This window comes from Pseudomonas sp. NFX1, from assembly GCF_051123555.1.
Taxonomy (GTDB): domain Bacteria; phylum Pseudomonadota; class Gammaproteobacteria; order Pseudomonadales; family Pseudomonadaceae; genus Aquipseudomonas; species Aquipseudomonas capeferrum.
Map to the genome: position 1 here is coordinate 619500 of NZ_CP169366.1, position 23650 is coordinate 643149.

At 62.6% G+C, this 23650-nt stretch carries 22 protein-coding genes and 1 tRNA gene; 15 read left to right on the forward strand and 8 right to left on the reverse strand.

Going from position 1 to position 23650, the window contains the following annotated elements; translation table 11 throughout:
• Window positions 1–192: 192 nt before the first annotated feature.
• Window positions 193–882: a lysoplasmalogenase gene (locus tag DJ563_RS02695; RefSeq protein WP_434518765.1), complete on the reverse strand. Its 690-nt coding sequence runs from the start codon at window positions 880–882 to the stop codon at window positions 193–195.
• Between the two features lie 516 nt (window positions 883–1398).
• Here DJ563_RS02695 and DJ563_RS02700 point away from each other — a divergent pair.
• Together DJ563_RS02700 and DJ563_RS02705 are read left to right on the forward strand one after the other, a co-directional pair.
• The gene (locus DJ563_RS02700) at window positions 1399–1641 is read left to right on the forward strand and encodes a hypothetical protein (protein WP_434518766.1); all 243 of its coding nucleotides are present in this window, start codon (window positions 1399–1401) and stop codon (window positions 1639–1641) included.
• 155 nt (window positions 1642–1796) lie between these two features.
• The gene (locus DJ563_RS02705) at window positions 1797–2060 is read left to right on the forward strand and encodes a DUF3077 domain-containing protein (protein ID WP_274099038.1); all 264 of its coding nucleotides are present in this window, start codon (window positions 1797–1799) and stop codon (window positions 2058–2060) included.
• 237 nt (window positions 2061–2297) lie between these two features.
• Here DJ563_RS02705 and aceA read toward each other — a convergent pair whose 3' ends face one another.
• The gene (aceA, locus tag DJ563_RS02710; protein WP_209867592.1) at window positions 2298–3623 is read right to left on the reverse strand and encodes an isocitrate lyase; all 1326 of its coding nucleotides are present in this window, start codon (window positions 3621–3623) and stop codon (window positions 2298–2300) included.
• A gap of 490 nt (window positions 3624–4113) precedes the next feature.
• Entirely contained in the window at window positions 4114–4848 is a 735-nt protein-coding gene (locus DJ563_RS02715) for a secretin N-terminal domain-containing protein (protein ID WP_434518767.1), read from the reverse strand.
• A gap of 146 nt (window positions 4849–4994) precedes the next feature.
• Here DJ563_RS02715 and DJ563_RS02720 point away from each other — a divergent pair, with 146 nt between their 5' ends.
• Entirely contained in the window at window positions 4995–6716 is a 1722-nt protein-coding gene (locus tag DJ563_RS02720) for a S8/S53 family peptidase (RefSeq protein WP_434518768.1), read from the forward strand.
• Between the two features lie 84 nt (window positions 6717–6800).
• On the forward strand, window positions 6801–8243 hold the full coding sequence (locus DJ563_RS02725; RefSeq protein ID WP_274100501.1) for a SulP family inorganic anion transporter: 1443 nt from the start codon (window positions 6801–6803) through the stop codon (window positions 8241–8243).
• 171 nt (window positions 8244–8414) lie between these two features.
• Here the strand turns inward: DJ563_RS02725 and fusA are convergent, their stop codons facing one another.
• Together fusA and DJ563_RS02735 are read right to left on the reverse strand one after the other, a co-directional pair.
• Window positions 8415–10526, reverse strand: coding sequence for an elongation factor G (gene fusA / locus DJ563_RS02730; protein ID WP_033699174.1), 2112 nt, complete (start codon window positions 10524–10526; stop codon window positions 8415–8417).
• 73 nt (window positions 10527–10599) lie between these two features.
• Window positions 10600–11025, reverse strand: coding sequence for a hypothetical protein (locus tag DJ563_RS02735; RefSeq protein ID WP_434518769.1), 426 nt, complete (start codon window positions 11023–11025; stop codon window positions 10600–10602).
• A gap of 183 nt (window positions 11026–11208) precedes the next feature.
• Here DJ563_RS02735 and DJ563_RS02740 point away from each other — a divergent pair, with 183 nt between their 5' ends.
• Window positions 11209–11511 (forward strand): hypothetical protein, encoded by a 303-nt coding sequence (locus DJ563_RS02740; protein ID WP_033699169.1) that lies wholly within the window; start codon window positions 11209–11211, stop codon window positions 11509–11511.
• Window positions 11512–11514: 3 nt separating this feature from the next.
• Here the strand turns inward: DJ563_RS02740 and DJ563_RS02745 are convergent, their stop codons facing one another.
• The gene (locus DJ563_RS02745; protein ID WP_033699167.1) at window positions 11515–12759 is read right to left on the reverse strand and encodes a 2-aminoadipate transaminase; all 1245 of its coding nucleotides are present in this window, start codon (window positions 12757–12759) and stop codon (window positions 11515–11517) included.
• Between the two features lie 133 nt (window positions 12760–12892).
• On the reverse strand, window positions 12893–13789 hold the full coding sequence (gcvA, locus tag DJ563_RS02750; protein WP_274100657.1) for a transcriptional regulator GcvA: 897 nt from the start codon (window positions 13787–13789) through the stop codon (window positions 12893–12895).
• A gap of 257 nt (window positions 13790–14046) precedes the next feature.
• Here gcvA and DJ563_RS02755 point away from each other — a divergent pair, with 257 nt between their 5' ends.
• The 3 genes from DJ563_RS02755 (at window position 14047) to DJ563_RS02765 (ending at window position 16909) form a co-directional block, all read left to right on the forward strand.
• Window positions 14047–15429: an amino acid permease gene (locus tag DJ563_RS02755; RefSeq protein WP_186663228.1), complete on the forward strand. Its 1383-nt coding sequence runs from the start codon at window positions 14047–14049 to the stop codon at window positions 15427–15429.
• 199 nt (window positions 15430–15628) lie between these two features.
• Window positions 15629–16126, forward strand: coding sequence for a PaaI family thioesterase (locus tag DJ563_RS02760; RefSeq protein WP_434518770.1), 498 nt, complete (start codon window positions 15629–15631; stop codon window positions 16124–16126).
• 87 nt (window positions 16127–16213) lie between these two features.
• The gene (locus DJ563_RS02765; protein WP_274100719.1) at window positions 16214–16909 is read left to right on the forward strand and encodes a glutathione S-transferase N-terminal domain-containing protein; all 696 of its coding nucleotides are present in this window, start codon (window positions 16214–16216) and stop codon (window positions 16907–16909) included.
• 51 nt (window positions 16910–16960) lie between these two features.
• Here the strand turns inward: DJ563_RS02765 and DJ563_RS02770 are convergent, their stop codons facing one another.
• Complete coding sequence (locus DJ563_RS02770; protein WP_434518771.1) at window positions 16961–18577, reverse strand: inorganic phosphate transporter; 1617 nt, start codon at window positions 18575–18577, stop codon at window positions 16961–16963.
• Between the two features lie 128 nt (window positions 18578–18705).
• On the opposite strand from DJ563_RS02770, the gene DJ563_RS02775 reads away from it, so the two are divergent.
• From DJ563_RS02775 to DJ563_RS02805, 7 genes are all read left to right on the forward strand, one after another.
• A complete protein-coding gene (locus DJ563_RS02775) occupies window positions 18706–19092 on the forward strand; it encodes a DUF488 domain-containing protein (RefSeq protein WP_434518772.1) in 387 nt (128 codons plus the stop codon).
• 18 nt (window positions 19093–19110) lie between these two features.
• Window positions 19111–19536, forward strand: a complete 426-nt coding sequence (locus DJ563_RS02780; RefSeq protein ID WP_258713953.1) for a GNAT family N-acetyltransferase — start codon at window positions 19111–19113, stop codon at window positions 19534–19536.
• Between the two features lie 121 nt (window positions 19537–19657).
• Window positions 19658–20047: a helix-turn-helix domain-containing protein gene (locus tag DJ563_RS02785; RefSeq protein WP_033699153.1), complete on the forward strand. Its 390-nt coding sequence runs from the start codon at window positions 19658–19660 to the stop codon at window positions 20045–20047.
• 63 nt (window positions 20048–20110) lie between these two features.
• Window positions 20111–20749, forward strand: coding sequence for a response regulator transcription factor GacA (gene gacA, locus DJ563_RS02790; protein WP_027916239.1), 639 nt, complete (start codon window positions 20111–20113; stop codon window positions 20747–20749).
• Window positions 20750–20754: 5 nt separating this feature from the next.
• On the forward strand, window positions 20755–22578 hold the full coding sequence (uvrC, locus tag DJ563_RS02795) for an excinuclease ABC subunit UvrC (protein WP_033699148.1): 1824 nt from the start codon (window positions 20755–20757) through the stop codon (window positions 22576–22578).
• A 33-nt stretch (window positions 22579–22611) separates the two neighbouring features.
• Window positions 22612–23172: a CDP-diacylglycerol--glycerol-3-phosphate 3-phosphatidyltransferase gene (gene pgsA, locus DJ563_RS02800; protein ID WP_033699146.1), complete on the forward strand. Its 561-nt coding sequence runs from the start codon at window positions 22612–22614 to the stop codon at window positions 23170–23172.
• A gap of 64 nt (window positions 23173–23236) precedes the next feature.
• Window positions 23237–23312, forward strand: a tRNA-Gly gene (locus DJ563_RS02805).
• The last annotated feature ends 338 nt before the right edge of the window (window positions 23313–23650 follow it).

The window sequence follows — 23650 nt, forward strand, 5'->3', positions numbered from 1 at the left end:
AGGATTAAGAACAAAAGGCACTCGTAAATGGCTGAAAGCCTTGATATTCGGGCATTGCGTGTGGTTTTGTTAATTATGTTTCTTGCGACTGGTAACGAATTACAAGTTTCGGAATGATAATTAATATCATTTGACCTGATGCCATGTAATTTGGCTGTTCTGTACCTTGTAAAGTTCATCTGGCGAGTCCCCCTACTTGCAAATGCGAAAGACTCCTGTTTTAGCAGCTTCCGACACTGCGCGCACGCTCTGGGTCAATACTTTATCGGTTGAGCGGTGACTGGCTGATGAAGCAATCGCCCACTGGCCGAGCCAGTAGGTGAGGATGATCAGGTACGGCGCGGCGGCGAGCGGGCTGACGAAGCGGTCGATGCCGATCAGGCTGTCCGAGAGCACGAACAGGCCGGCGCCGATTGCGGCCAGCCCGCCACAGACCAGGGCGCGCCAGAGCATGGCGCTGATGGCCAGGGCGTACAACGCGACAGGGACCAGCAACGGGCCGAGGCCGTGGCTGGCAAGTACGCCCAGCAGCACGATGCCGGTGATGGCGCTGGCTATCAGAGCGGGCAGGGCGGGGCGCAGGATGATGCCGCAATAGGCGCGCAGGTAGGCCAGGTGGGCACACAGGAAGGCGCCCAGGCCAAACACGAACAGGTCGGCGGGGACAGCCAGCAGTATGTCGCCGACGACCGAGAAACCCAGGCCGATCGAGATCCACCTGCCATACGGTGTGGCGGGGGCGCCGCGCAGCCAGGCGATAAGCGCCAGGACGGGAACGGGCTTGGCCAGCAGGGCGAGCAGGGTGTTGTCGCTGGCCAGTGCATATATATAGAGGGCGGCGGCGGCCAGGGCCAGAATCATCAGGTGGCTTGGACGAGGCATGGGCGGTCCTTGCTGCTGTGCTGCCTCTAGCATAGACCTGATCCTGGGGTTTGTTGGTGATGCCTTTGGATTGTGTTAGGGCTGGCATGGGCTTGGCGAAAGGAATGCGGCGCCTGTGAGATCGAGCGCCGCCCGCGCGGCGCTCGATCTGCGCAACACCACAAAATTCAAACCGGTCACCTCGCCGCCCTGACGCAATCGCGCTTAGAACACCTTAAATGTCGGATTTAACCCCTTCCTTGTAGGCCATTTCCCAAACATACTCCTGCCGCGCATTTTCCGTTGCCGCTGCTCTGGCAGCGCTCTAGTCTCGGCCTGTCGTTGCTCATCAACGATACAGCTTTGACAGGCTGTGACGGTAAATCGTATGCGGTTCGCCATTATGGCGGCTGTACGTGCGGGCACGCTTGCGTGCGCCGGAACTTTACGATTTCCGCCGGTCTGTCAACCCACGTACAGCTGCCACCCAACTGTTTGACAGCAGGCAGGAGGCGGCACCGATAACGGTAAATCGAAATGTTGAAAGTCGTTCCAGACCCACCCCACAACCCCCATTCCCTCGAAGACACCCTGATCCAGGCCACCGACTACGCACTATGCGCGGCCACCGTGGTGCATCAGGCGTTGCTGCTTCAGCCCAGATCACCGGCATCGATCCTGATGATGACCTCGATGCACGAACTGGAGGCGCTAAGGGCTTTGCTTGAGTCGGCCTTGGTTCAGGTGCAGATGCCCGTAGAGCCCAGGACTTCGCACTAAGGCTGCTTAATGTGTTGTGAGGGCCGGCCCCTTCGCGGGTAAACCCGCTCCCACAGGATCACCACAGGCTTCAAGACGTGCACAGTATCTGTGGGAGCGGGCGTGCCCGCGAAAGGGCCGGCCCAGGCATTAGAGAATTTTCAGGGAATTGAACAATGACAACAGAAGACACCCAGCTCACCGTCGGCAAGACCACTTTCAATCAAGGCGAAAACGGCACCCATCCACTGTTCCGCATCGAACCCGGCATCCCCTGTCGGGACGCCCGCGAGCAGTCGTCGGAGTTGATGGGCTATGTCCGTGAGCTGACCATCACTGGCCTGATGGAAGAGAAGCCCATGATGATCTGGGCTGCTCACTACCTGAGTGCAATGGCCAAGGCGCTGATGGATGACGCAGAACTGGGCATGAAGCACTGACATACCGCAGGCCTGCACGATCCCCCCTGTAGGAGCGGCCTTGTGTCGCGAAAGGGCTGCGCAGCGGCCCCAATGTTTCGGCGCAGATGCACAAATTGCTGGGGCTGCTGCGCAGCCCTTTCGCGACACAAGGCCGCTCCTACAGGTTCCGTGTATTCCTGGTCGGTCTGGTGTCGGCAAAAAGAAAGGCCCAAGGCTCGCGAGAGCCTTGGGCCTTTCTTCAGCAGCGACCCACTATCAGTGGAACTGCTCTTCCTCGGTCGAACCAGTCAGTGCAGTCACCGACGAAGCCCCACCCTGAATCACGGTGGTCATGTCATCGAAGTAGCCAGTGCCCACTTCCTGCTGGTGCGCCACGAAGGTGTAACCCTTGCTGGCATCGGCGAATTCCTGCTCCTGCAGCTTCACGTAGGCGGTCATGTCATTGCGCGCATAGTCGTGCGCCAGGTTGAACATGCCGTGCCACATGTTGTGGATGCCGGCCAGGGTGATGAACTGGTGCTTGTAGCCCATCGCCGACAGCTCGCGCTGGAACTTGGCAATGGTGGCGTCGTCGAGGTTCTTCTTCCAGTTGAACGACGGCGAGCAGTTATACGACAGCAGCTGGTCCGGGTACTCCTTCTTGATCGCTTCGGCAAAGCGCCGCGCTTCGTCCAAGTCCGGTTTGGCGGTTTCGCACCAGATCAGGTCGGCATACGGCGCGTAGGCCAGGCCGCGGGCGATCGCCTGGTCGAGGCCAGCGCGCACTTTATAGAAGCCTTCACGGGTCCGCTCGCCCAGCACGAACGGCTGGTCGTACGGGTCGCAGTCGCTGGTCAGCAGGTCGGCGGCGTTGGCGTCGGTGCGGGCCAGGATGATGGTCGGTACACCGGCAACGTCAGCTGCAAGGCGCGCGGCCACCAGCTTCTGGACGGCTTCCTGGGTCGGTACGAGTACCTTGCCACCCATGTGGCCGCATTTTTTCACCGAGGCCAGCTGGTCTTCGAAGTGCACGCCGGCGGCGCCCGCTTCGATCATGTTCTTCATCAGTTCGTAGGCGTTCAGCACGCCACCGAAACCGGCCTCGGCGTCGGCAACGATCGGCGCGAAGTAGTCGACGTAGCCTTCGTCGCCTGGGTTCTTGCCGGCTTTCCACTGGATCTGGTCAGCGCGGCGGAACGAGTTGTTGATGCGCTTGACCACGGTCGGCACCGAATCTACCGGGTACAGCGACTGGTCGGGGTACATCGACTCGGCCGAGTTGTTGTCGGCGGCAACCTGCCAGCCGGACAGGTAGATGGCCTGGATGCCGGCCTTCACTTGTTGCACTGCCTGGCCACCGGTGAGGGCGCCCATGCAGTTGACGAAATCTTTGTCAGGGCGGAAGGACGGGTGGGCACCTTGGGTGACCAGCTTCCACAGTTTTTCTGCACCCACCTGCGCCAGGGTGTGCTCCGGTTGCAGTGAGCCACGCAGGCGAACGACATCAGCGGCGGTGTAGGTACGGGTCACGCCTTTCCAGCGCGGGTTCTCGGCCCAGTCTTTCTCGAGGGCTGCAATTTGCTGTTCGCGTGTCAGTGCCATGGAAATAAACCTCGTCGCATCGATCTTGGGGTAATTGTGCTGATGCTCGGGTGCAGATCAGAGGCCTGACGGCTGTCCTGTCCGGGGGAGTGCGGCGGCGAACGCGAAGGCTCGAAGGGGAAGGAGGGGCAGGCCAGGCGAAGGTGTGCCCTGCAGGTCGGCTCGTGGTTGCCTTGCTGCGGTGCGACGCGATTGCCAGAACTGCGGTGATGCGCTTCCGTCCCTCGGGACAACTTCTTCGTTGCAGTCGCAATCCCGTCGAACCGCCTTGTGGGCCGTATAGACACGAGGCGCCTCCAGGGGTGGGAGGAGCACGCCTCGAAGGCCCTTGCCAGGGCCCCTGATTAGCGGGAGCGAGGCCATCATGCCCTTGGGAAAAAGTGCCTGTCAAATGTTTTGTAGTGACTTTTTTAAGTTACTACATCTTTGGTCTAATACGACTCGGCAGTCAGTTTCAAGGCCTTTGGTCGAGGCCTTGAATTGCCTGGGATCAGTCCAGAAGGTCGACTTTTACCCGTAAAGTCATGTTTTCGCCGCGCTGTGTGGTGTAAGTGTGGCTGGATGCGCTTCGATCGGCTTGGCTCTGCTGATTGAACCCCGCCAGGGTGATCCACTCGCCGAGCTTGCCGGTGACCGTCGTGTCGGTGCTTTGCACTTTCACTACATCGGCACGTTCCTGGCTCATTTGGTCATTATTGGTGCTTATTTGCAGACGAACCGTCTCGCCGCTCAAGCTTGGGGTGACATAGAAACCTTGGGTCACATTGCGGTATTCGGTGTTGCTCTGGATGCGCCCGTAACCGTCGGTGCTGGTACTGGTCACCGGTATGCTCTGGCCCACCTGGATCAGCGCCGCCTGGCCTTCGCTGGCCTGCACCTGTTGCAGGCCGCCTTCACGGTTGCTGGTGCCGTAGCGGATGACACGGGCGTTGCCGCGGTTGTCCTGGAAGTTGCTGTCGTTGTTGTCGACGCTGATCAACAGGCGCTTGGGCGCAGTGTCCAGCTGTTGCAGCAGGCTGCGCAGGTCGTCGATGCGCTCGGGGCTGGCATTGACGATCAGCTTGTTCTCGAAGGCGCTGACGGTGCCGTCCTTGCCGATGAACGATTGCGCGGCAGGCAGCAACTCGGCACTGCTGCGGTACTGCAGCGGCATGACTTCGGTGGCGGCTTGAGCGCTCAGGCTCGCCGCCAGCAGCAGCGAGGCGAAAAAGGGGCGTAGCGGCATGTCCATGATCTCCGCAGGGGGAATCAACATGATGGCAAATTTGCTCAGGTTGTGCAGGCTGCGCATCAACGACTGACATCGGGCTGCGGCTGAACCTTTGATTTGCCCCGGCAGTCGCAACCTCAGACGCCGCCGGGAGTGACCGCATGAAGCGCTGTGCCACGTTGTTGTTGTGCCTGTTCGCCAGCGTTGCCGGTGCGGCCGGGGACACGCTGCGCATCAAGCAACTTCAGCGTTGCGGTGACCTGCTCGATGCCAGGCGCCTGCAATGGTGCTTGCGCAGCGAAGGGTTGGGGCCGCAGATGCCTGCGGTCTGGCTCGGCGACGCGCAATTGCCGCAGGCCGATATCGAGCGGCAAGGCGATACCCTCAAGCTGACCTTGCACAGTACCGCCCAGCGCAGCGCGCCGCTGTGGATCGAGGCCGCTGGGCGCAAGAGCAACCCCGTCTGGCTCAGCCGCCAGGGCAGCCATGTCCTTGCCGCTGGCCCCGGGGAAGTGGCGAAGAACATGGATGGGCTGACCACGTACCTCGACCTGGTAAGCCTGTTGATCGAAGAAAAACACGACGGCCGCGAAGAAGCACAGCGTATCGCCGACAAGTTTGGCGCCAAGGTGGTCGGCGCCATCCCACCGCTCAATGTCTATCAACTGCGCTTGCCGGTGCACGACCTGGTGCAGCGCGACGCGATGATCCTGCGCATGGGCAGTGAAGTCAGCGTCGATGCCGTGATTGTCGAAGAGTCCGCCCCCGAACGTGCAGAGGAAGGTGACGGTCGCAGCCGCCAGGCCATGGACCAGGCGGACGAGTGGGCGGCCAACCGCTTCATGGATGCGCTGTATTTCTACCAGCGGCGTATCGCTGCTTCCAAGGTGGCGGTACACAGCATTCGCGTCGGGGTGATCGAGCGCGATGTGGATTTCGACGCACCGGGATTCATCGGCTATCGCGGTGCCTGTGCGAAAGGCAATACCTGCCTGTATGGCCGGGATGGCAACCGTGCCGACAGCCACGGCAGCCATGTCGCCGGCATTCTCGCGGCTCAGGGTAAAGGCGTGGAAGGCGGGTTTCTGCCGGGGTTGGGCAAACCCAGCCCGGGCTTCGAGGTCATTGTCGAACGCAATTCGGATGCCGGTATCACCGCCAACATCGCGGCTTCGGTCAACCTTGTCGAAGACGGCGTGCGCGTTCTGAACTGGAGCTGGGGCATCCATCGGGTGGGCGCGAAGAATGTTGCGGGTGATGAAGTCGATTCGTTGGTCCGCTCGGGCCTGGCGATGAGCGGGTATGAGGAGCTGCTGGAAGAGTTCTTCCTCTGGTTGCGGGCCGAGCACCCAGACGTGGTGGTCATCAACTCGGCGGGCAACGGCGCCTCGTGGTCCGGCACCGACGAATACCGTTTGCCATCGTCGTTCATTACTGAGCAATTGCTGGTGGTAGGCGGCCATCAGCGCAGTGACAAGGCGGTGCCGGTCGAGGACCCGCAGCATGTGCGCAAGCGCCGCAGCTCGAACATCGACATGCGCGTCGACGTCAGCGCCGCGGCCTGCATCCGCCCCGCGGGTGCCAAGAAGCCACACTGCGGCACTTCGTATGCCACGCCGCTGGTCAGCGCGACGGTGGCGGCGATGTTGTCGATCAACCCGGCACTGACACCCGAGCAGGTCCGCATGTTGTTGCGGCGCAGTGCATTGACCTTGGGTACCGAGCAGGACTTCGAAGCCATGGATGCCGAAGACCTGACTGCGCCAATTTTGCCGTCTGAGCGGGGCGGCCGGCTGAACCACCCGGACCTGGGCCGCTCGGCGCGCCTGGACATGCAGCGTGCGCTGGACCTGGCGGTACAGAGCCTTGACCGGGTGCGTTGAGCGGTGGCCGCTGTAAGACAAATTCCGTAACATCGCGCCCCTTGATTGCCAGCCCGTCCGCCTGGACCGCCTCACAGGAACGCCATGAAACCCGCCCGACTCCGCGCCGACGTGCTCGCCGGCCTCACCACTTCGTTCGCCTTGGTGCCCGAGTGCATCGCCTTTGCCCTGGTGGCGCACCTCAACCCGTTGATGGGCCTGTATGGCGCGTTCATCATCTGCACCCTGACCGCGCTGTTTGGCGGCCGGCCGGGCATGATCTCCGGCGCTGCCGGCTCGATGGCGGTGGTGATCGTCGCGCTGGTGGTGCAGCACGGCGTGCAGTACTTGCTGGCCACGGTGCTGCTGGGCGGTGTGGTGATGATCCTGTTTGGCGTACTGCGCCTGGGCAAACTGGTGCGCCTGGTGCCCTACCCGGTGATGCTCGGCTTCGTCAACGGCCTGGCGATCGTCATCGCCCTGGCCCAGCTGGAGCACTTCAAGCAGGGCGATCACTGGCTCAGTGGTGCACCGCTGTACCTGATGATCGGCCTGGTGGCGTTGACCATGCTGGTGGTCTACGTACTGCCGAAGCTGACCCGCGCCGTGCCGCCCGCGCTGGTGGCCATCCTCGGGGTAGGCCTGCTGGTGTACCTGCTCGGTTTACCGACCCGTACCCTCGGCGACATGGCGCATATCGCCGGCGGCTTGCCGCAACTGGCACTGCCGGATGTGCCATGGAACCTTGAAACGCTTCAGATCATTGCCCCGTACGCGGTGCTGATGGCCATGGTCGGCTTGCTGGAAACCCTGCTGACACTCAACCTCACCGACGAGATCACCGAAAGCCGTGGCTTCCCGGACCGCGAGTGCGTGGCCCTGGGGGCAGCCAACATGGTCTCCGGGCTATGTGGCGGCATGGGCGGCTGCGCGATGATCGGGCAGACGGTGATCAACCTCAGCTCCAACGGCCGTGGTCGGCTGTCTGGGGTGGTCGCTGGGGTGATGATCTTGCTGTTCGTGCTGTTCCTGTCGCCGCTGATCGAGCGCATCCCGCTGGCGGCCCTGGTGGGGGTGATGTTCGTGGTTGCCCAGCAGACCTTTGCCTGGGCCTCGTTGCGCGTGTTGCACAAGGTGCCGGTCAGCGATGTGCTGGCGATCATTGCGGTGACCATCGTCACGGTGTTCACCGACCTGGCCATGGCGGTGCTGTTCGGTATCGTCATCGCGGCGGTGAACTTTGCCTGGCAGCATGCCCGGGAGTTGTATGCCGACAGCCACGAGGACGGCGAGGGGGGCAAGCGCTACCAGGTGCATGGCACGCTGTTCTTTGCTTCGGTCACGCCGTTTCTCAACCAGTTCGATGCGGCGGGCGACCCGGCCAAGGTCACCCTGGATTGCCAGCACCTGAGCTTTGTCGACTACTCGGCAATTGCGGCGTTGAAGACCTTGCGCGAGCGCTATGCCAAGGCGGGCAAGCAGCTGCGGGTGGTGCACCTGTCCGAGCGCTGCAAGAAGCTGCTGAAACGGGCCGGCGAACAGCACTGAGCGTTGTCATGAGATGCCTGGTGGGCGCGGGCTCGCCCCGCGAACACCGGCGAAGCCGGTGCCCGGCAGCGGCAGTGTCTGGGCCGGCCTCTTCGCGGGGCAAGCCCGCCCACAGAGATCAGGCCGGCTTTGGGCATCTGAGCAAGGCAGTTGCTGGCACTGGGCGCACGATCATTCGCCGCGGTTTTTCTTCACAATGCCATCGGCAATGCTGGCCGGCGCCTCGGCATAGCGGGTGAACTCCATCGAATAGCTGGCCCGCCCCTGGGTCATCGAGCGCATCGACGTGGCATAGCCGAACATCTCGCCCAGCGGCACCTCGGCACGAATCACCTTGCCGGCCGGTGTCTCGTCGCCATCCTGAATCATCCCGCGGCGCCGGCTCAGGTCGCCCATGATGTCGCCCTGGTATTCCTCCGGCGTCACCACCTCAACCTTCATGACCGGCTCCAGCAGCACCGCCCCGCCTTTTTGCGAGAGTTGCTTGGTGGCCATGGAGGCGGCGATCTTGTAGGCCATCTCGTTGGAGTCGACGTCGTGGTAGGAGCCGTCGAACACCGCCGCCTTCAGGCTGATCAGCGGATAACCGGCGAGCACGCCGTTCTTCATCTGCTCCTCGATGCCCTTCTGGATGGCCGGGATGTACTCGCGTGGCACCACGCCGCCGACGATCTCGTTGATAAACTCCAAGCCCTCTTGGCCTTCGTCGCCAGGGGCGAAGCGGATCCAGCAGTGGCCATACTGGCCGCGCCCGCCGGACTGGCGGACGAAGCGGCCTTCGATCTCGCAGGTGTTGCGGATCTTCTCGCGGTACGCCACCTGCGGCTTGCCGATGTTGGCCTCGACGTTGAATTCGCGGCGCATGCGGTCGACGATGATGTCCAGGTGCAATTCACCCATGCCAGAGATGATCGTCTGGCCGGTCTCTTCGTCGGTGCGTACTCGGAATGACGGGTCTTCCTGGGCCAGCTTGCCCAGGGCGACGCCCATTTTTTCCTGGTCGGCCTTGGTCTTGGGCTCTACCGCCACGGAGATGACCGGGTCGGGGAAGTCCATGCGTTCGAGGATGATCGGCTTGTCCATGTCACACAAGGTGTCGCCGGTGGTCACGTCCTTCATGCCGATCAGCGCGGCGATGTCGCCGGCGCAGACGTCCTTGATCTCGGCGCGTTGGTTGGCATGCATCTGCACCATGCGGCCGATGCGCTCCTTCTTGCCCTTGACCGAATTGAGCACTGCATGGCCGGAGCTGAGTACGCCGGAGTACACCCTGGCGAAGGTCAGGGTGCCGACGAATGGGTCGGTGGCAATCTTGAAGGCCAGGGCCGAGAACGGCTCGTTGTCGTCGGCGTGGCGCTCGAGGTGTTTTTCTTCATCATCCGGGTCGGTGCCCTTGATGGCCGGGATCTCGGAGGGCGCGGGCAGGTAGTCGATCACCGCATCGAGCATCAGCGGCACGCCCTTGTTCTTGAACGAGGAGCCCAGAATGGTCGGCACGATCTGGTTGGCGATCGTGCGTTGACGCAAGGCGGCCTTGATCTCGTCGATGGTCAGTTCTTCGCCGTCGAGATATTTCTGGGTCAGTTCATCATTGGCATCGGCGGCGGCCTCGACCAGGTGCGCGCGCCATTCGTCGGCGAGTGGGCGCAGCTCCGCTGGGATCTCTTCTTCCCGATAGGTGGTGCCCTGGTCGGCGTCGTTCCAGTAGATGGCCTTCATCTTCACCAAGTCGATCTGGCCGATAAAGTGCTCTTCGCTGCCGATCGCCAGCTGGATCGGTACCGGGTGATGCCCCAGGCGCTGGTCGATCTGCTTGACCACGCGCAGGAAGTCGGCGCCCTGGCGGTCCATCTTGTTGATGTAGGCCAGGCGCGGCACATGGTACTTGTTGGCCTGGCGCCAGACGGTTTCCGATTGCGGCTCGACCCCGTCGGCACCGCTGAACACCACCACGGCGCCATCGAGCACGCGCAACGAGCGCTCCACTTCAATGGTGAAGTCGACGTGGCCTGGGGTATCGATGATGTTGAAGCGGTACTTGTCGGCAAACTGCTTGGTCGAGCCTTGCCAGAAGGCTGTGGTCGCCGCCGAGGTGATGGTGATGCCGCGCTCCTGTTCCTGGGCCATCCAGTCCATGGTCGCGGCACCATCGTGCACCTCGCCCATCTTGTGGTTGACCCCGGTGTAGAACAGGATGCGTTCGGTGGTGGTGGTCTTGCCGGCATCCACGTGGGCGACGATGCCGATATTGCGATACAGCTCGATGGGCGTTGTACGGGCCATGGCGGACTACCTGCGGGGATGCGGATTCTCCCAAGGTAGCAGACCGGAAGAATCCTGCTTTACCGCCGGGCCGTCAGTCGGCCTGGGCTTGCAGCAACCATTGGCCGTCCACTTCGCGGGCCAGGCCGCTGGCGGGCAGCAGGGCCAGCAGGCGCTCGTGCAGGGTGGCGTCGGTGAAGGTCTTGAGCTTGGCCAGGTCCAGTGCGCCGACCAGGTTCAGGTCTTCCTTGTGGTACGACAGCCAGGCTTTTTTCAGCACCAGCAGCACGTCGCTGCCTGCGGTGGTGGCGAAGCGGCGATTGAGCGCTCGGCCTTCGAGGGTGAAGTTGTGCTGATGGCTGTAGCTGCTCTGCTCGCCACCGTCACGGCAGCGGTGGCACTGGCACGGGCCTTCGGCGAACGCGTTGCGCAGGTAGTTGTTGAAGTCCACGACGGGCTTGAGGGACAGGCGTTTGTCGACCTCGAACAGGTCGGCGATCAGGGGTTCTTCGGCGCTCACTCGGGATCCTCGTGTGGTGTGGCGTGCATCGGCGGGCACCCTAACAGATCGGGGCATTCAGATCACCTGTTGGCGGCAGTGCGGCGATCCGAGTTGCCCGCGATCAGGCCAGTAGAGACAACAACGAAAGGCTGCCGTACTCTACGCGCCCACACGCCTACCTATCCTATTGAGGTAACCCGCTTGAGCAGCAAGTACCCGTACATCGCCACCGTGACCGTCAGCACCGAAGACCGTGGGGGCGATGTCGAGGCATCGGAGAACGCCAACATCCGTGTTGGCCTTGAAGCGGTGACTGAAACCCTGAAAAAGGTGCATTTCGTCGGCGCGCTCGCGGCCCCCGAAAAGCCCGCCACGCACATCTGCGTCACCCTGGAAAACGGCCTGACCTACTACGGCCCGATCGTCAACGGCCACGCCGAACTCGAAGGCGGCTGGATCGCCTTCGAGTCCGACATGCTCACACCCGAAGAACTGGGCCTGTAACCCTCAGTTCAGCTCGGCCAGGCACTGCTCGAGGATATCCAGCCCTTCTTCGAGCACATTGGCTTCGATGGTCAGTGGTGCCAGCAGGCGAATGATGTGCCGCGCCTTGCCGCTGGGCATCAGCAGCAAACCTTTGGCCCGCGCCGCTTCCATCACCTTGGCCAGTTGCGCGGGGGCTGGGCTGCCGTCGGCATTGACGAACTCGATGCCGCGCATTGCACCGACGCCGGTCAGGCGGCCGATGAAGGGGTGCTGTTTTTTCCAGCGTTCCACGCGGCTGACGATGGCCTGCTCCTGGCGCTCGCCCCAGGTAGCGACGTTCTCGTCGGTCATCTGCGCCAAGCTTGCCAGCGCCGCCGCGCAGGCAATCGGGTTGCCCGAGTAAGTGCCGCCCAGGCCGCCCTTGGGCAGCGCCGCCATCAAGGCCTGACGCCCGACTACCGCACCCAGTGGCATGCCGCCAGCGATGCTTTTGGCCAACAGCAGCAGGTCTGGCTCGATACCCAGGCGAGGGAAGGCGAAACGCTGGCCGGTACGGCCAAAGCCCGACTGGATCTCGTCGATGATGATCAAAATCCCGTGTTGGTCGCAGAAGCGGCGCAGTGCCTGGGCGAATGCCGGGTCGAGGGCGAGGAAGCCGCCTTCGCCCTGCACGGGTTCAAGGATGAACGCTGCCACGTCTTCGACCGCCAGCTCGACGCTGAACAGCCGGTCCATGGCCTTGAGCGCTTGCTCGCAGGTGACGCCGGTGTCGGCGCTGGGGTAGGGCAGGTGGTAGACCGGGCCGGGTAGCTCGCCGACCCGTTGTTTGTAGGGGGCGACCTTGCCGTTGAGGTTCAGGGTGGCCAGGGTGCGGCCATGGAAACCCCCGTCGAAGGCGATGATGGCGCGCTTGCCGGTGGCACCGCGGGCTACTTTCAGGGCGTTTTCCGCCGCTTCCGCGCCGCTGTTGGTCAGCATGCCGGCCAGCGGGTAGCTGACGGGGACGAACTGGCTGAGGCGTTCCATCAGCTCAAGGTACGGGCCATGGGGCGCGGCGTTGAAGGCATAGTGGGTCAGGCGGGTGGCCTGGGTTTGGATCGCCTCGACCACGGCAGGGTTGCAATGCCCCAGGTTGAGTACGCCGATGCCGCCGACGAAGTCGATATAACGTTTACCGTCGGTGTCCCAGACTTCCGCATTCTTGCCATGGGAAAGTGTGATGGGGTGAACGATGGCAATGGACTGGCTGATACTTTCCTGATTCATGGGGCACGCGGACCTTGTTCGAGTTTCTTATTATCCAAGCGTGCCGGCGGGTTATTCCGCAAACGAATTATTCGATTGCGGTCATTCCCTGGATTCATGATCTGGCCAGTTTTTAGGGTTTGGATGGGCAACCTCAATCGCCCTCGGCCACCCGCTCGCGAATCCACTGCACGAACGCTCTGATCTTCGGCACCTCGGCCGCATGCTCGGCATGGGCGATGAAGTGCCGGCCGTTGCTCGGCACCGGGTGGTCCCAGGCCACCACGAGCTTGCCTTCGCTCAGCTCTTCGGCCACCAGGTAGCGAGGGATCAGGGCAATGCCGCAACCGGCGATGGCGGCGCGGATGCACAGGTAGAACGTGTCAAAGCGCGGCCCGTGGTAGCTGTTCTGGCTGTGCAGCCCCAGCCCCAGAAACCATTCATGCCAGGCCTCAGGGCGGGACACGCACTGCAGCAGGCGGTGTTCGGTCAGCGCCTCGGCGCTGCTGAAGCGGTGGCTGGCCAAAAGCTCCGGGGCGCACACCGGTAGCACTTCTTCGCTGAACAGCTCGATGCAGGTCGCCCCGGGCCAGGTGCCCTGGCCGAAGAAAAAGGCGATGTCGGCCTTGGCCTGCACCAGGTCGAAGGGTTCCAGTTCGTTGCGAATATCCAGGTGGATGCGCGGGTAGCGATCGCCAAAACCCTTGAGCCTGGGCACCAGCCAGCGGGCGCCGAAGGTCGGCTGGGTGGCGATGCGCAGCACTTCGGTCTCGTCGCCATAGCTGAGGATGTAGCGGCTGGAAATGTCGATCTGGGTGAGGATCTTGTTCACCTCGGTCAGGTACAACGCACCGGCCGGGGTCAGGTGCAGGCGCCGGCGAATGCGCTGGAACAACGAGTGCGACAGCATCTCCTCAAGTTGCGCGACCTGTTTGCTGACCGCGCTCTGGGTCAGGTGCAGCTCTTGCGCCGCGCGGGTGAAGCTGAGGTGGCGGGCAGCCGCTTCGAAGCACTGGAGGGCGGTGGTCGAGGGCATCAGGCGTTTGGACATGACAGGCGCGTACCGAGCAAAAAAAGGATGAAGTTCATTCCGAATCGGAATCATGTGCTTCGAAAAGGTCGTTTGTTGACCCAGACCTATAGATTAATACTGACCTGGATCAACGATTACAACCGGTCGTGCGAAGAGGAGGGAAGTAGCCAGTACCGGCATCTTCAGAACAACAAAAAAACCAACATCAGAAATTGATAAGAATTCTGCTCCAATTTTTAGCCGCCCCCGCGCGGCGACCCATTCGAGGGTTCTCCATGGCTTCGCTAGACAACAAGAAACAGCGTTCCTTGCAGCACGGCCTGACGTCCCGTCAGGTGTCCATGATCTCCATCGCCGGCATCATCGGTGCCGGCCTGTTCATCGGCTCCTCCAACGCGATTGCCACCGCCGGCCCGGCCATCCTCATTTCCTATGCCATGACCGGCCTGCTGGTGCTGCTGGTGATGCGCATGCTGGGCGAAATGGCCATCGCCAACCCCAACAGCGGGTCGTTCTCCACCTACGCCTCCGAGGCCATCGGCCCATGGGCAGGCTTCACCATCGGGTGGTTGTACTGGTGGTTCTGGGTACTGATCATCCCGGTCGAGGCCATCGCCGGCGCAGACATCCTGCATACCTACTTCCCCGGTGTGCCATCGTGGCTGTTCGCCTTCCTGATCATGGTCTTGCTGTCGGGTACCAACCTGATCAGCGTGAAGAACTTCGGTGCCTTCGAGTACTGGTTCGCACTGGTCAAGGTGATTGCCATCATTGCCTTCATCGTCGTCTGCAGCCTGGCCGTGTTCGGCTTCTGGCCGCTGGCCGAGGTGTCGGGTGTGAGCCGGCTGTGGGACAACGGCGGCTTCATGCCCAATGGCTTCGGCACCGTGCTGGGCGGCGTGCTGATCACCATCTTCTCGTTCTTCGGCGCCGAGATCGTCACCATTGCCGCTGACGAAACGGCAAACCCGAAAGACAAGATCCGCCGCGCCACCAACCTGGTGGTGTACCGCATCGCCATCTTCTACCTGGCTTCGATCTTCCTGGTGGTGTCGCTGGTGGCCTGGAACGACCCGGCCCTGAAAGCCGTGGGCTCGTTCCAGCGGGTACTGGAAGTACTGAACGTGCCGGGCGCGAAGCTGCTAGTGGACCTGGTGGTGCTGGTAGCGGTGACCAGTTGCATGAACTCCGGCCTCTACACCGCGTCGCGGATGCTCTACTCTCTGGGTGCCCGCGGCCAGGCGCTGAGCATGACCAAGCGTATCTCCGGTGCAGGCGTGCCGACGGTCGCGGTCATCTTCTCGACCCTGGCAGGCTTTGCCGGTTGCCTGGTCAACTATGTGTTCCCTGGCAAGGTGTTCGGGTTCCTGCTGTCCACCACCGGTGCCATCGCCTTGCTGGTGTACCTGGTGATCGCCGTGTCCCAGCTGCGCATGCGGGCACGTGCCGAACGTGAAGGCACACCGCTGGAGCTGAAGATGTGGCTGTTCCCCTGGCTGACCTGGCTGGTGATCGGCACCATCGTCATGGTGTTGGGCTACATGCTGTTCAGCGATGCCTACCGTTACGAGACGCTGATGACGGCGGGGGTGACGCTGTTCATCCTGCTGGTGTCGCTGACCCAGCGGCGCGGCAAGGTGGTTGCGCAGACCGCGTGATCCTTGGGGGCGCTTTGCGCCCCATTCGCGGCACAAGGCCGCTCCCACAGGTACTGTGCTGTCGTGTACAGACCGGTGGGAGCGGCCTTGTGCCGCGATGGGCTGCAACGCAGCCCCGGCATTCTCATTGGCGCTGACAAAATGCGGCGCTACCATCGACGCTTGCATCCCTTCCCATTCCAACAAGCACAGGAAGCGTATGAACGAGCAAACCCTTTCTCTCCAGCAACTCGCCGCGCCAGAAGGCAGCTGCTACGGCTGTGGCTGTGCCCACCCCAGCGGCCTGCACCTGCAAAGCCACTGGGACGCCGATGGCATCCACCTGGTGTGCCGACACTCGCCCGACAGCAGCTTCATCGGCTGGCCCGGCCTGGTCTACGGCGGCTTGCTGGCGATGCTGGTCGATTGCCATTCCAACTGGACCGCCATGGCCTACCACTACCGCAACGAAGGCCGCGAAGCGGGTAGCCTGCCGCGCATCGATTGCGTCACCGGCACGCTCAACCTCAGCTACCTGAAACCGACGCCCATGGGGGTGGAGCTGCTGCTCAAGGCGCGCGTTGAAGGCGAAGTCGGGCGCAAGAGCCGGGTCATCTGCGAGGTCTGGGCGGACGATGTGCTGACGGTGACTGCCGACTCGGTATTCGTGCGGGTCGACACCGAAAAGCTCAAGCTCAAGGCCCATGGCCAGGCGTGATCGGCCAGTGCCGATGAGTGGTCGGTGATGGTCAGCGGGCGGGGATGTCACTAGAGTGACAAGCCCATCCCCCAGGCAAGGTTGACCATGACCGATCTGAGCGCATTCCCCATCACCCGCAAATGGCCCGCCCAGCACCCCGAGCGTCTGCAGCTGTATTCGCTGCCCACGCCCAACGGCGTCAAGGTGTCGATCATGCTGGAAGAGATCGGCCTGGCGTACGAGCCGCACAAGGTCAGCTTCGACACCGATGACCAGATGAGCCCTGAGTTCATCTCCCTCAGCGCCAACAACAAGATCCCCGCCATCCTCGACCCGAACGGCCCTGGCGGCCAGCCGCTGGCGCTGTTCGAGTCGGGCGCGATCCTGCAGTACCTGGCCGAGAAGAGTGGCCAGTTGCTCAGCCAGGACCCTGCCATCCGTTACCAGACCCTGCAGTGGTTGATGTTCCAGATGGGCGGCATCGGCCCGATGTTTGGCCAGGTCGGGTTCTTCCACTTCTTTGCGGGCAAGGAATACGAAGACAAGCGCCCGCGCGATCGCTATGTCAACGAATCGAAGCGCCTGCTGGGCGTGCTGGATCGGCACCTTGAAGGGCGGGAGTGGATGGTCGACACGTACAGCATCGCCGATATCGCCATCTTCCCTTGGGTGCGCAACCTGGTGGAGCGCTACAACGCCCGTGAGCTGGTGGGCTTCGATGCGTTCAAGGAAGTGCAGCGGGTGCTGGCCAACTTCCTCGAACGCCCTGCCGTTCAACGGGGCCTGAAAATCCCGGGCTGAACGCCAGGTACTTAACCTGTGGGGCTTGTTCCCACAGGCTCATCTTGCAGCCTAGAAAACCTGATTCAGCACCCAGTACAGGCTACCCGCCAGCAGCATCGCCGCCGGCAAAGTCAGCACCCACGCCATCAGCAGATTGATCAGCGTACGCTTCTGGATCCCCGAGCCATTGGCGACCATGGTCCCGGCCACACCAGAGCTCAGCACATGGGTGGTCGACACAGGCAGCCCGAACATGTCCGCCGCGCCGATGGTGCACATCGCAACCACCTCGGCCGAGGCGCCCTGGGCGTAGCTCAGGTGGGTCTTGCCAATTTTCTCGCCCACCGTCACCACGATGCGCCGCCAGCCGACCAGGGTGCCCAGCCCCAGGGCGATGGCCACGGCCACCTTGACCCATAGCGGGATGTAGCGCGTGGCGTCGTCCAATTGGGTCTTGAACAGCTGCACATGGCTGCGGGTGTCGGCATCAAAGGTTACCAGCTGGTTTTTCTCGATCAGGCGGATGGCTTCGCTGGTCAGGTACATGTCGTTGCGCACGTTGGCCATGGCCTCGGCCGGCACGCGCTTGAGCGAGCCATAGCCTTTGACTTCTTCGCCGATCATGCCGGTCAGTGCGGCGAGTGCGGGCACCAGTTGCGGGGTGGGCTTGGGCTCGGTGATGAACAGGGTCAGCACCTGGCGAGGGTCTGCCGGCACCGGTTGCGGGTCGCTGCGCACCAGCGCCTGGCGCGTCACTTCGGCAACGGCCGAAAACTGCAAGGACTGTTCGCTGGGCATGGTCTTGTTCAGGGCATACGCCATCGGCAGCGTGCCGACCAGAATCAGCATGATCAGCCCCATGCCTTTCTGGCCATCGTTGGAGCCATGGGCAAAGGACACCCCGGTGCAGGTCAGGATCAGCACGCCGCGGATCCACCACGGCGGCGGTGTCTGGCCTTCGGGTGCCTGGTACAGCGCCTTGCGCTTGACCAGTGCGCGCAGGGCCAGCAGCAACAAGGCGGCGCAGGCAAAGCCGATCAGCGGCGAAAACAGCAGGGCATAGCCCACCTTGCTGGCCTGGGCCCAGTCCACTCCGCTGGTGCCGTCGCGCCCGTGCATCAGCGCATTGGCCACCCCTACGCCGATGATCGAGCCGATCAGCGTGTGCGAAGACGAGGCCGGCAGGCCCAGCCACCAGGTGCCCAGGTTCCAGATGATCGCGGCCAGAAGCAGGGCAAAGACCATGGCGAAACCGGCCGAAGAGCCGACCTGCAGAATCAGCTCTACCGGCAGCAAGGCAATGATGCCGAACGCCACCGCACCGCTGGAGAACAGCACGCCGAGGAAGTTGCACAAACCCGACCAGACCACGGCAACCGGTGCCGGCAACGAGTGGGTATAGATGACTGTGGCCACGGCGTTGGCGGTGTCGTGGAAGCCGTTGACGAATTCGAAACCCAGGGCAATCAGCAACGCCAGGCCCAGCAGCAGGAATGGCGTGACGGTGGTGATTACCGTGCCGCTGGCGCTGACGTCCTGTTTCAGGCTCCAGGCGGTATAGGCGAGGCCGGCCAGCAGCAGGCCGAAGAACAGAACCACGGTGGCGCGGCCGGGCTTGTGAGACAGCTGCGGGCGCGCATCGCGTTGGGCCAGGTGCGGCTCGCTGGCCAGGGACGGGGTTGCCATGGGGGCTCCGATTGGCGTCGGGCGAAGGTGCCGAAGGCTGTGAGCATAGAAACAATTCGTTACTGGCCCGTGACCTCGGTCAATGAATTATCTAGGCTCAAGACAGACGGCAATGGCCGGAGAAGCCCATGATCCGCTGCAAACGTGTCTACGAAGCGCTCGCCGACGAAGATGGCCAGCGTATGCTGGTCGACCGCCTGTGGCCGCGCAACAAGCGCAAGGATGACCTGCATGGCCAATGGCTGCGCGAGGTGGCGCCTTCGGAGGGTTTGCGCAAGGCATTTCACCAGGGCGAGGTGGATTTTGCCGGTTTCACCCAACGCTACCGGCAGGAGCTGACCGCACACCCCGAGTACTGGTACCCGCTGCTGGGCCTGGCCGCCAAGGGCACGCTGACCTTGCTCTATGCCGCCAAGGATACCGAGCACAACAACGCCCAGGTACTCGCCCAATGGCTGGAAGATGAGTTGGAGCGCCATGGCCCGGGCAGTTCGCCCGTGTGCTATGCCACGTGAGCGGTGCACAATAACGGCATGAAGCTCATACCCGCCACCGATGCCCACCGCAGTTTCGCCCGCGACCTCACGCGCCGGGCCATGCTGCCGTACTACCGCGAATTCGACCTGCTGTGGATCGAAGAAGCCTTTGACCAGGCCTGGGCCTGGCGCGAGCAGTGGCTGGTGATGGAGGGTGAACAGGTGCTGGGCTACTGCAGCCTCAGCCAGGACCGCCAGGCATTGTTCATTCGAGAGCTGCACCTGCTGCCTGAGCACCGCGGGCGCGGCATCGGCGGCCGGGTGCTGGAGGCCCTCGCCGGCTGGGCGAAACAGCGGCGTTTGCCACTGCTGCGCTTGATGGTGTTTCGCAGCAACCCGGCTCGGTTGTTGTATCAACGCAGGGGCTTTGCGGAGGTGGGCGAGGATGAATGCTTCGTGCGCATGCAGCGCGTCATCGACTGATAGCGCAGTGATGGCTTGTCGCGGCAGGTGACCATGGGCATAGTGGAGTCTGAAATTTACCGCTGCTTACAGGACGGTGGGCGGCGTTGGATGATGTTCAAGGACAAAGGAGAAACGTGAGATGAATGGATTCGGTCCGCGACTGCGCGAAGAGCGCGAACGGCTGGGCATGACCCAACGGGTGTTTGGTGACATCGGTGGGGTAGAGCCCAATGCCCAAGGTAAGTACGAGAGCGGTGAGCGCACGCCCCGCGCCGATTACCTCGCAGCACTGGCCGCCCAGGGCATGGACGCGCTCTATGTGCTCAGCGGTGTGCGCACCCCGGCACCGCTGGGCAACCTGACCCAGGATGAGGCCGACTTGCTGGGCGCTTTTCGGCAACTGCCGGTCGACGATCAAGCCGCGCTCTGGCACTTGCTGGGGCGTTTGTCCGGTGAGGTTAAAAGCCGTGAAACAGTGAGGCCTTTCACACTTGGCCGTCAGGCGTATCTGACAGAAGTTTTGCGTTAGGCCCGCCATGAAAAATTTTGTTAAGGTGGCGGGATCCAATCGCCCTGCAGACGAGGTGTGTGCTTGATTAGGGTCTTAGTGGTCGATGATCACGATCTGGTACGAACCGGTATTACCCGCATGCTGGCCGACATCGACGGCCTGCAAGTGGTGGGTGAGGGGGATTCGGGGGAGTCGGCGCTCAAGCTGGCGCGGGAGCTCAAACCCGACGTCGTCCTGATGGATGTGAAAATGCCCGGCATCGGCGGCCTGGAGGCCACCCGCAAACTGTTGCGCAGCCATCCCGACATCAAAGTGGTCGCGGTCACCGTGTGCGAGGAAGACCCGTTCCCCACGCGCCTGCTGCAAGCCGGTGCTGCCGGTTACCTGACCAAGGGCGCCGGGCTCGACGAAATGGTCCAGGCCATCCGCCTGGCCTTTGCCGGCCAGCGCTACATCAGCCCGCAGATCGCCCAGCAACTGGCACTCAAGTCGTTCCAGCCACAAGGCTCGCCGTTCGATGCGTTGTCAGAGCGCGAAATCCAGATCGCCTTGATGATCGTCGGCTGCCAGAAAGTGCAGATCATCTCCGACAAGTTGTGTCTCTCGCCCAAGACCGTCAATACTTACCGTTATCGGATCTTTGAAAAACTCTCGGTCACCAGCGACGTCGAACTGACCTTGCTGGCCGTTCGCCACGGTATGGTTGACGCAAGCCTGTAAACCTCATGTCCCAAGCTTTTGATGCCAGCGCGTTCCTGGCGACCTGCAGCGGTCGCCCGGGCGTTTATCGTATGTTCGACGCCGAGGCGCGGCTGCTCTACGTGGGCAAGGCCAAAAACCTCAAGAAGCGCCTGGCCAGCTATTTCCGCAAAACCGGCCTGGCGCCCAAGACCGCTGCGCTGGTGGGCCGCATTGCCCAGGTCGAGACCACCATCACCGCCAACGAGACCGAGGCGCTGCTGCTGGAGCAGAACCTGATCAAGGAATGGCGGCCGCCGTACAACATCCTGCTGCGCGACGATAAATCCTACCCCTACGTGTTTTTGTCTGACGGCGACTTCCCGCGCCTGGGCATCCATCGCGGTGCGAAAAAGGCCAAGGGCCGATACTTCGGCCCCTACCCCAGCGCCGGTGCCATTCGCGAAAGCCTCAGCCTGTTGCAAAAGGCCTTTTCGGTGCGTCAGTGCGAAGACAGTTACTACGCCAACCGCACCCGGCCCTGCCTGCAGTACCAGATCAAGCGCTGCAAAGGGCCGTGCGTCGGCCTGGTCGACAAAGACGAGTACGCCGACGATATTCGCCACTCGGTGATGTTCCTCGAAGGCCGCAGCCAGCAGTTGGGCAACGAGCTCAATGCCGAGATGGAAAAGGCCGCCATGGCCCTCAATTTCGAGAAGGCCGCCGAGCTGCGCGACCAGATCGCCCTGTTGCGCCGCGTGCAGGACCAGCAGTACATCGAGGGCGGTACCGGTGACGTCGACGTGATCGCCGCCTTCGTCAACCCCGGTGGCGCCTGCGTGCACCTGATCAGCGTGCGCGGCGGGCGAGTGCTGGGCAGCAAGAACTTCTTCCCCCAGGTGGGCATCGAGGAGGAGGTGGCCGAGGTCATGGCCGCGTTCCTGTCCCAGTACTACGTGGGCAATGCCGAACGCGAACTGCCCGGCGAACTCATCGTCAACGTGGTGCACGAAGACTTCGAAGCCATCCGTGAAGCCCTGCAAACCCTGCGCGGCCGCGAGCTGACCATCACCCACCGGGTGCGCGGCACCCGGGCCCGCTGGCAGCAGTTGGCAGTGACCAACGCCGAGCAGGCCCTCAACGCCCGCCTGGCCAACCGCCAGCACATGGCCGCACGCTTCGAGGCCCTGGCCCAGGTGCTTGGCCTGGACGAAGTACCGCAGCGCCTGGAGTGCTACGACATCAGCCACTCCAGCGGCGAGGCCACCGTGGCCAGTTGCGTGGTGTTCGGCCCGGAAGGCCCGATCAAGTCCGATTACCGCCGCTTCAACATCGAAGGCGTGACCGCCGGCGACGACTATGCGGCCATGCACCAGGCCCTGACCCGCCGCTATGGGCGCATCAAGGACGGCGAGGGCAAGCTGCCCGACGTGTTGCTGGTGGACGGCGGCAAGGGCCAGCTGAACATGGCCCGCGACGTCATGCAGGAGCTGGCCTTCACTGACCTGACCCTGCTGGGCGTTGCCAAGGGCGTGACCCGCAAGGCCGGTTTCGAGACCCTGTACCTCAACGACGTGCACCACGAGTTCACCCTCAAGGGCGACTCACCGGCCCTGCACCTGATCCAGCAGATCCGCGACGAAGCCCACCGTTTCGCCATCACCGGCCACCGCGCCCGGCGCGGCAAAGCCCGTCGCGTGTCCAGCCTGGAAGACGTGGCCGGGGTCGGCCCCAAGCGCCGTCGCGACCTGCTGAAACACTTCGGCGGCCTGCAAGAGCTCAACCGCGCCAGTGTCGATGAAATCGCCAAAGCCCCCGGCATCAGTAAAAAGCTTGCCGAGTCGATTTATGCCAGCCTGCATAGCGAGTAGAATGCCTGGCTCAACCCGCAGCCAGTCGTACCGATGAATATTCCAAACCTGCTCACCGTTCTACGCGTCCTGCTCATCCCGATCTTCATCCTGCTGTTCTATGTGCCCTATCACTGGAGCTACATGGCCGCCAGCAGCGTGTTCGCCGTCGCCGCCGCCACTGATTGGCTGGACGGCTACCTGGCGCGCCGCCTGCAGCAGAGCACACCGTTCGGTGCCTTCCTGGACCCGGTGGCCGACAAGCTGATGGTCGCCGTGGCCCTGGTGTTGCTGGTGCAGGTGCACGCGAACTTCTGGCTGACCTTGCCCGCTGCGGTGATCATCGGCCGCGAGATCGTGGTGTCGGCGCTGCGCGAGTGGATGGCCGAACTGGGAGCGAGGGCGCATGTGGCAGTGTCCAACCTTGGCAAGTGGAAAACTGCGGCGCAAATGCTTGCGCTGGTGATCCTGCTGGCCAACCCGCCGGGTGTGACCTTCTGGGTCATTCTGGGTTACGGGCTGCTGCTGGTGGCAGCGGGCTTGACCCTGTGGTCGATGGCGCATTATCTGCTGGCCGCCTGGCCACACCTGCGCGAAGGCTCGGAGCAGAAATAAAAACTTTTTTGAATCAAGGGGTTGACGCCGTTTTAGATATTGCTAGAATGGCACCCATCACGACGCGGGAATAGCTCAGTTGGTAGAGCACGACCTTGCCAAGGTCGGGGTCGCGAGTTCGAGTCTCGTTTCCCGCTCCAAATTCGATCCTCAGTGCGTCGCTGGGATCACAAAGAAGAGGCCTTAGGGCCTCTTTTTTTGTGCCTGGAATTTGGTGTGTGCCAAACTTTGGTATTCGCGCTGTACCTGTAGGTGCTGGCGCGTCGAAGCGCCGAACCGCTGTGATCGGCTGCAAAGTTGCCGTGTCGGTCTCGAATGTGAGGTGCTTCATTCTCGCGAAGCGTCGCTCGCCGCAGGTGAGATGGATATCCGTCCTCGGTGTCACTTGTTCAGCAGTTCCTTGAGCAAAGGGCTGTGGGAATTGATTGTTCTCTCTAGGTGAGTGACTGCCGGCGTTTTTCAAGGTAGTTGTCGCGTC

Coding starts and splice junctions, on each gene's coding strand:
- DJ563_RS02695 (WP_434518765.1), bottom strand. CDS start 882: ATGCCTCGTCCAAGCCACCTGATGATTCTGGCCCTGGCCGCCGCCGCC.
- DJ563_RS02700 (WP_434518766.1), top strand. CDS start 1,399: ATGTTGAAAGTCGTTCCAGACCCACCCCACAACCCCCATTCCCTCGAA.
- DJ563_RS02705 (WP_274099038.1), top strand. CDS start 1,797: ATGACAACAGAAGACACCCAGCTCACCGTCGGCAAGACCACTTTCAAT.
- aceA (WP_209867592.1), bottom strand. CDS start 3,623: ATGGCACTGACACGCGAACAGCAAATTGCAGCCCTCGAGAAAGACTGG.
- DJ563_RS02715 (WP_434518767.1), bottom strand. CDS start 4,848: ATGCCGCTACGCCCCTTTTTCGCCTCGCTGCTGCTGGCGGCGAGCCTG.
- DJ563_RS02720 (WP_434518768.1), top strand. CDS start 4,995: ATGAAGCGCTGTGCCACGTTGTTGTTGTGCCTGTTCGCCAGCGTTGCC.
- DJ563_RS02725 (WP_274100501.1), top strand. CDS start 6,801: ATGAAACCCGCCCGACTCCGCGCCGACGTGCTCGCCGGCCTCACCACT.
- fusA (WP_033699174.1), bottom strand. CDS start 10,526: ATGGCCCGTACAACGCCCATCGAGCTGTATCGCAATATCGGCATCGTC.
- DJ563_RS02745 (WP_033699167.1), bottom strand. CDS start 12,759: ATGAATCAGGAAAGTATCAGCCAGTCCATTGCCATCGTTCACCCCATC.
- gcvA (WP_274100657.1), bottom strand. CDS start 13,789: ATGTCCAAACGCCTGATGCCCTCGACCACCGCCCTCCAGTGCTTCGAA.
- DJ563_RS02755 (WP_186663228.1), top strand. CDS start 14,047: ATGGCTTCGCTAGACAACAAGAAACAGCGTTCCTTGCAGCACGGCCTG.
- DJ563_RS02760 (WP_434518770.1), top strand. CDS start 15,629: ATGAACGAGCAAACCCTTTCTCTCCAGCAACTCGCCGCGCCAGAAGGC.
- DJ563_RS02765 (WP_274100719.1), top strand. CDS start 16,214: ATGACCGATCTGAGCGCATTCCCCATCACCCGCAAATGGCCCGCCCAG.
- DJ563_RS02770 (WP_434518771.1), bottom strand. CDS start 18,577: ATGGCAACCCCGTCCCTGGCCAGCGAGCCGCACCTGGCCCAACGCGAT.
- DJ563_RS02775 (WP_434518772.1), top strand. CDS start 18,706: ATGATCCGCTGCAAACGTGTCTACGAAGCGCTCGCCGACGAAGATGGC.
- DJ563_RS02780 (WP_258713953.1), top strand. CDS start 19,111: ATGAAGCTCATACCCGCCACCGATGCCCACCGCAGTTTCGCCCGCGAC.
- DJ563_RS02785 (WP_033699153.1), top strand. CDS start 19,658: ATGAATGGATTCGGTCCGCGACTGCGCGAAGAGCGCGAACGGCTGGGC.
- uvrC (WP_033699148.1), top strand. CDS start 20,755: ATGTCCCAAGCTTTTGATGCCAGCGCGTTCCTGGCGACCTGCAGCGGT.
- pgsA (WP_033699146.1), top strand. CDS start 22,612: ATGAATATTCCAAACCTGCTCACCGTTCTACGCGTCCTGCTCATCCCG.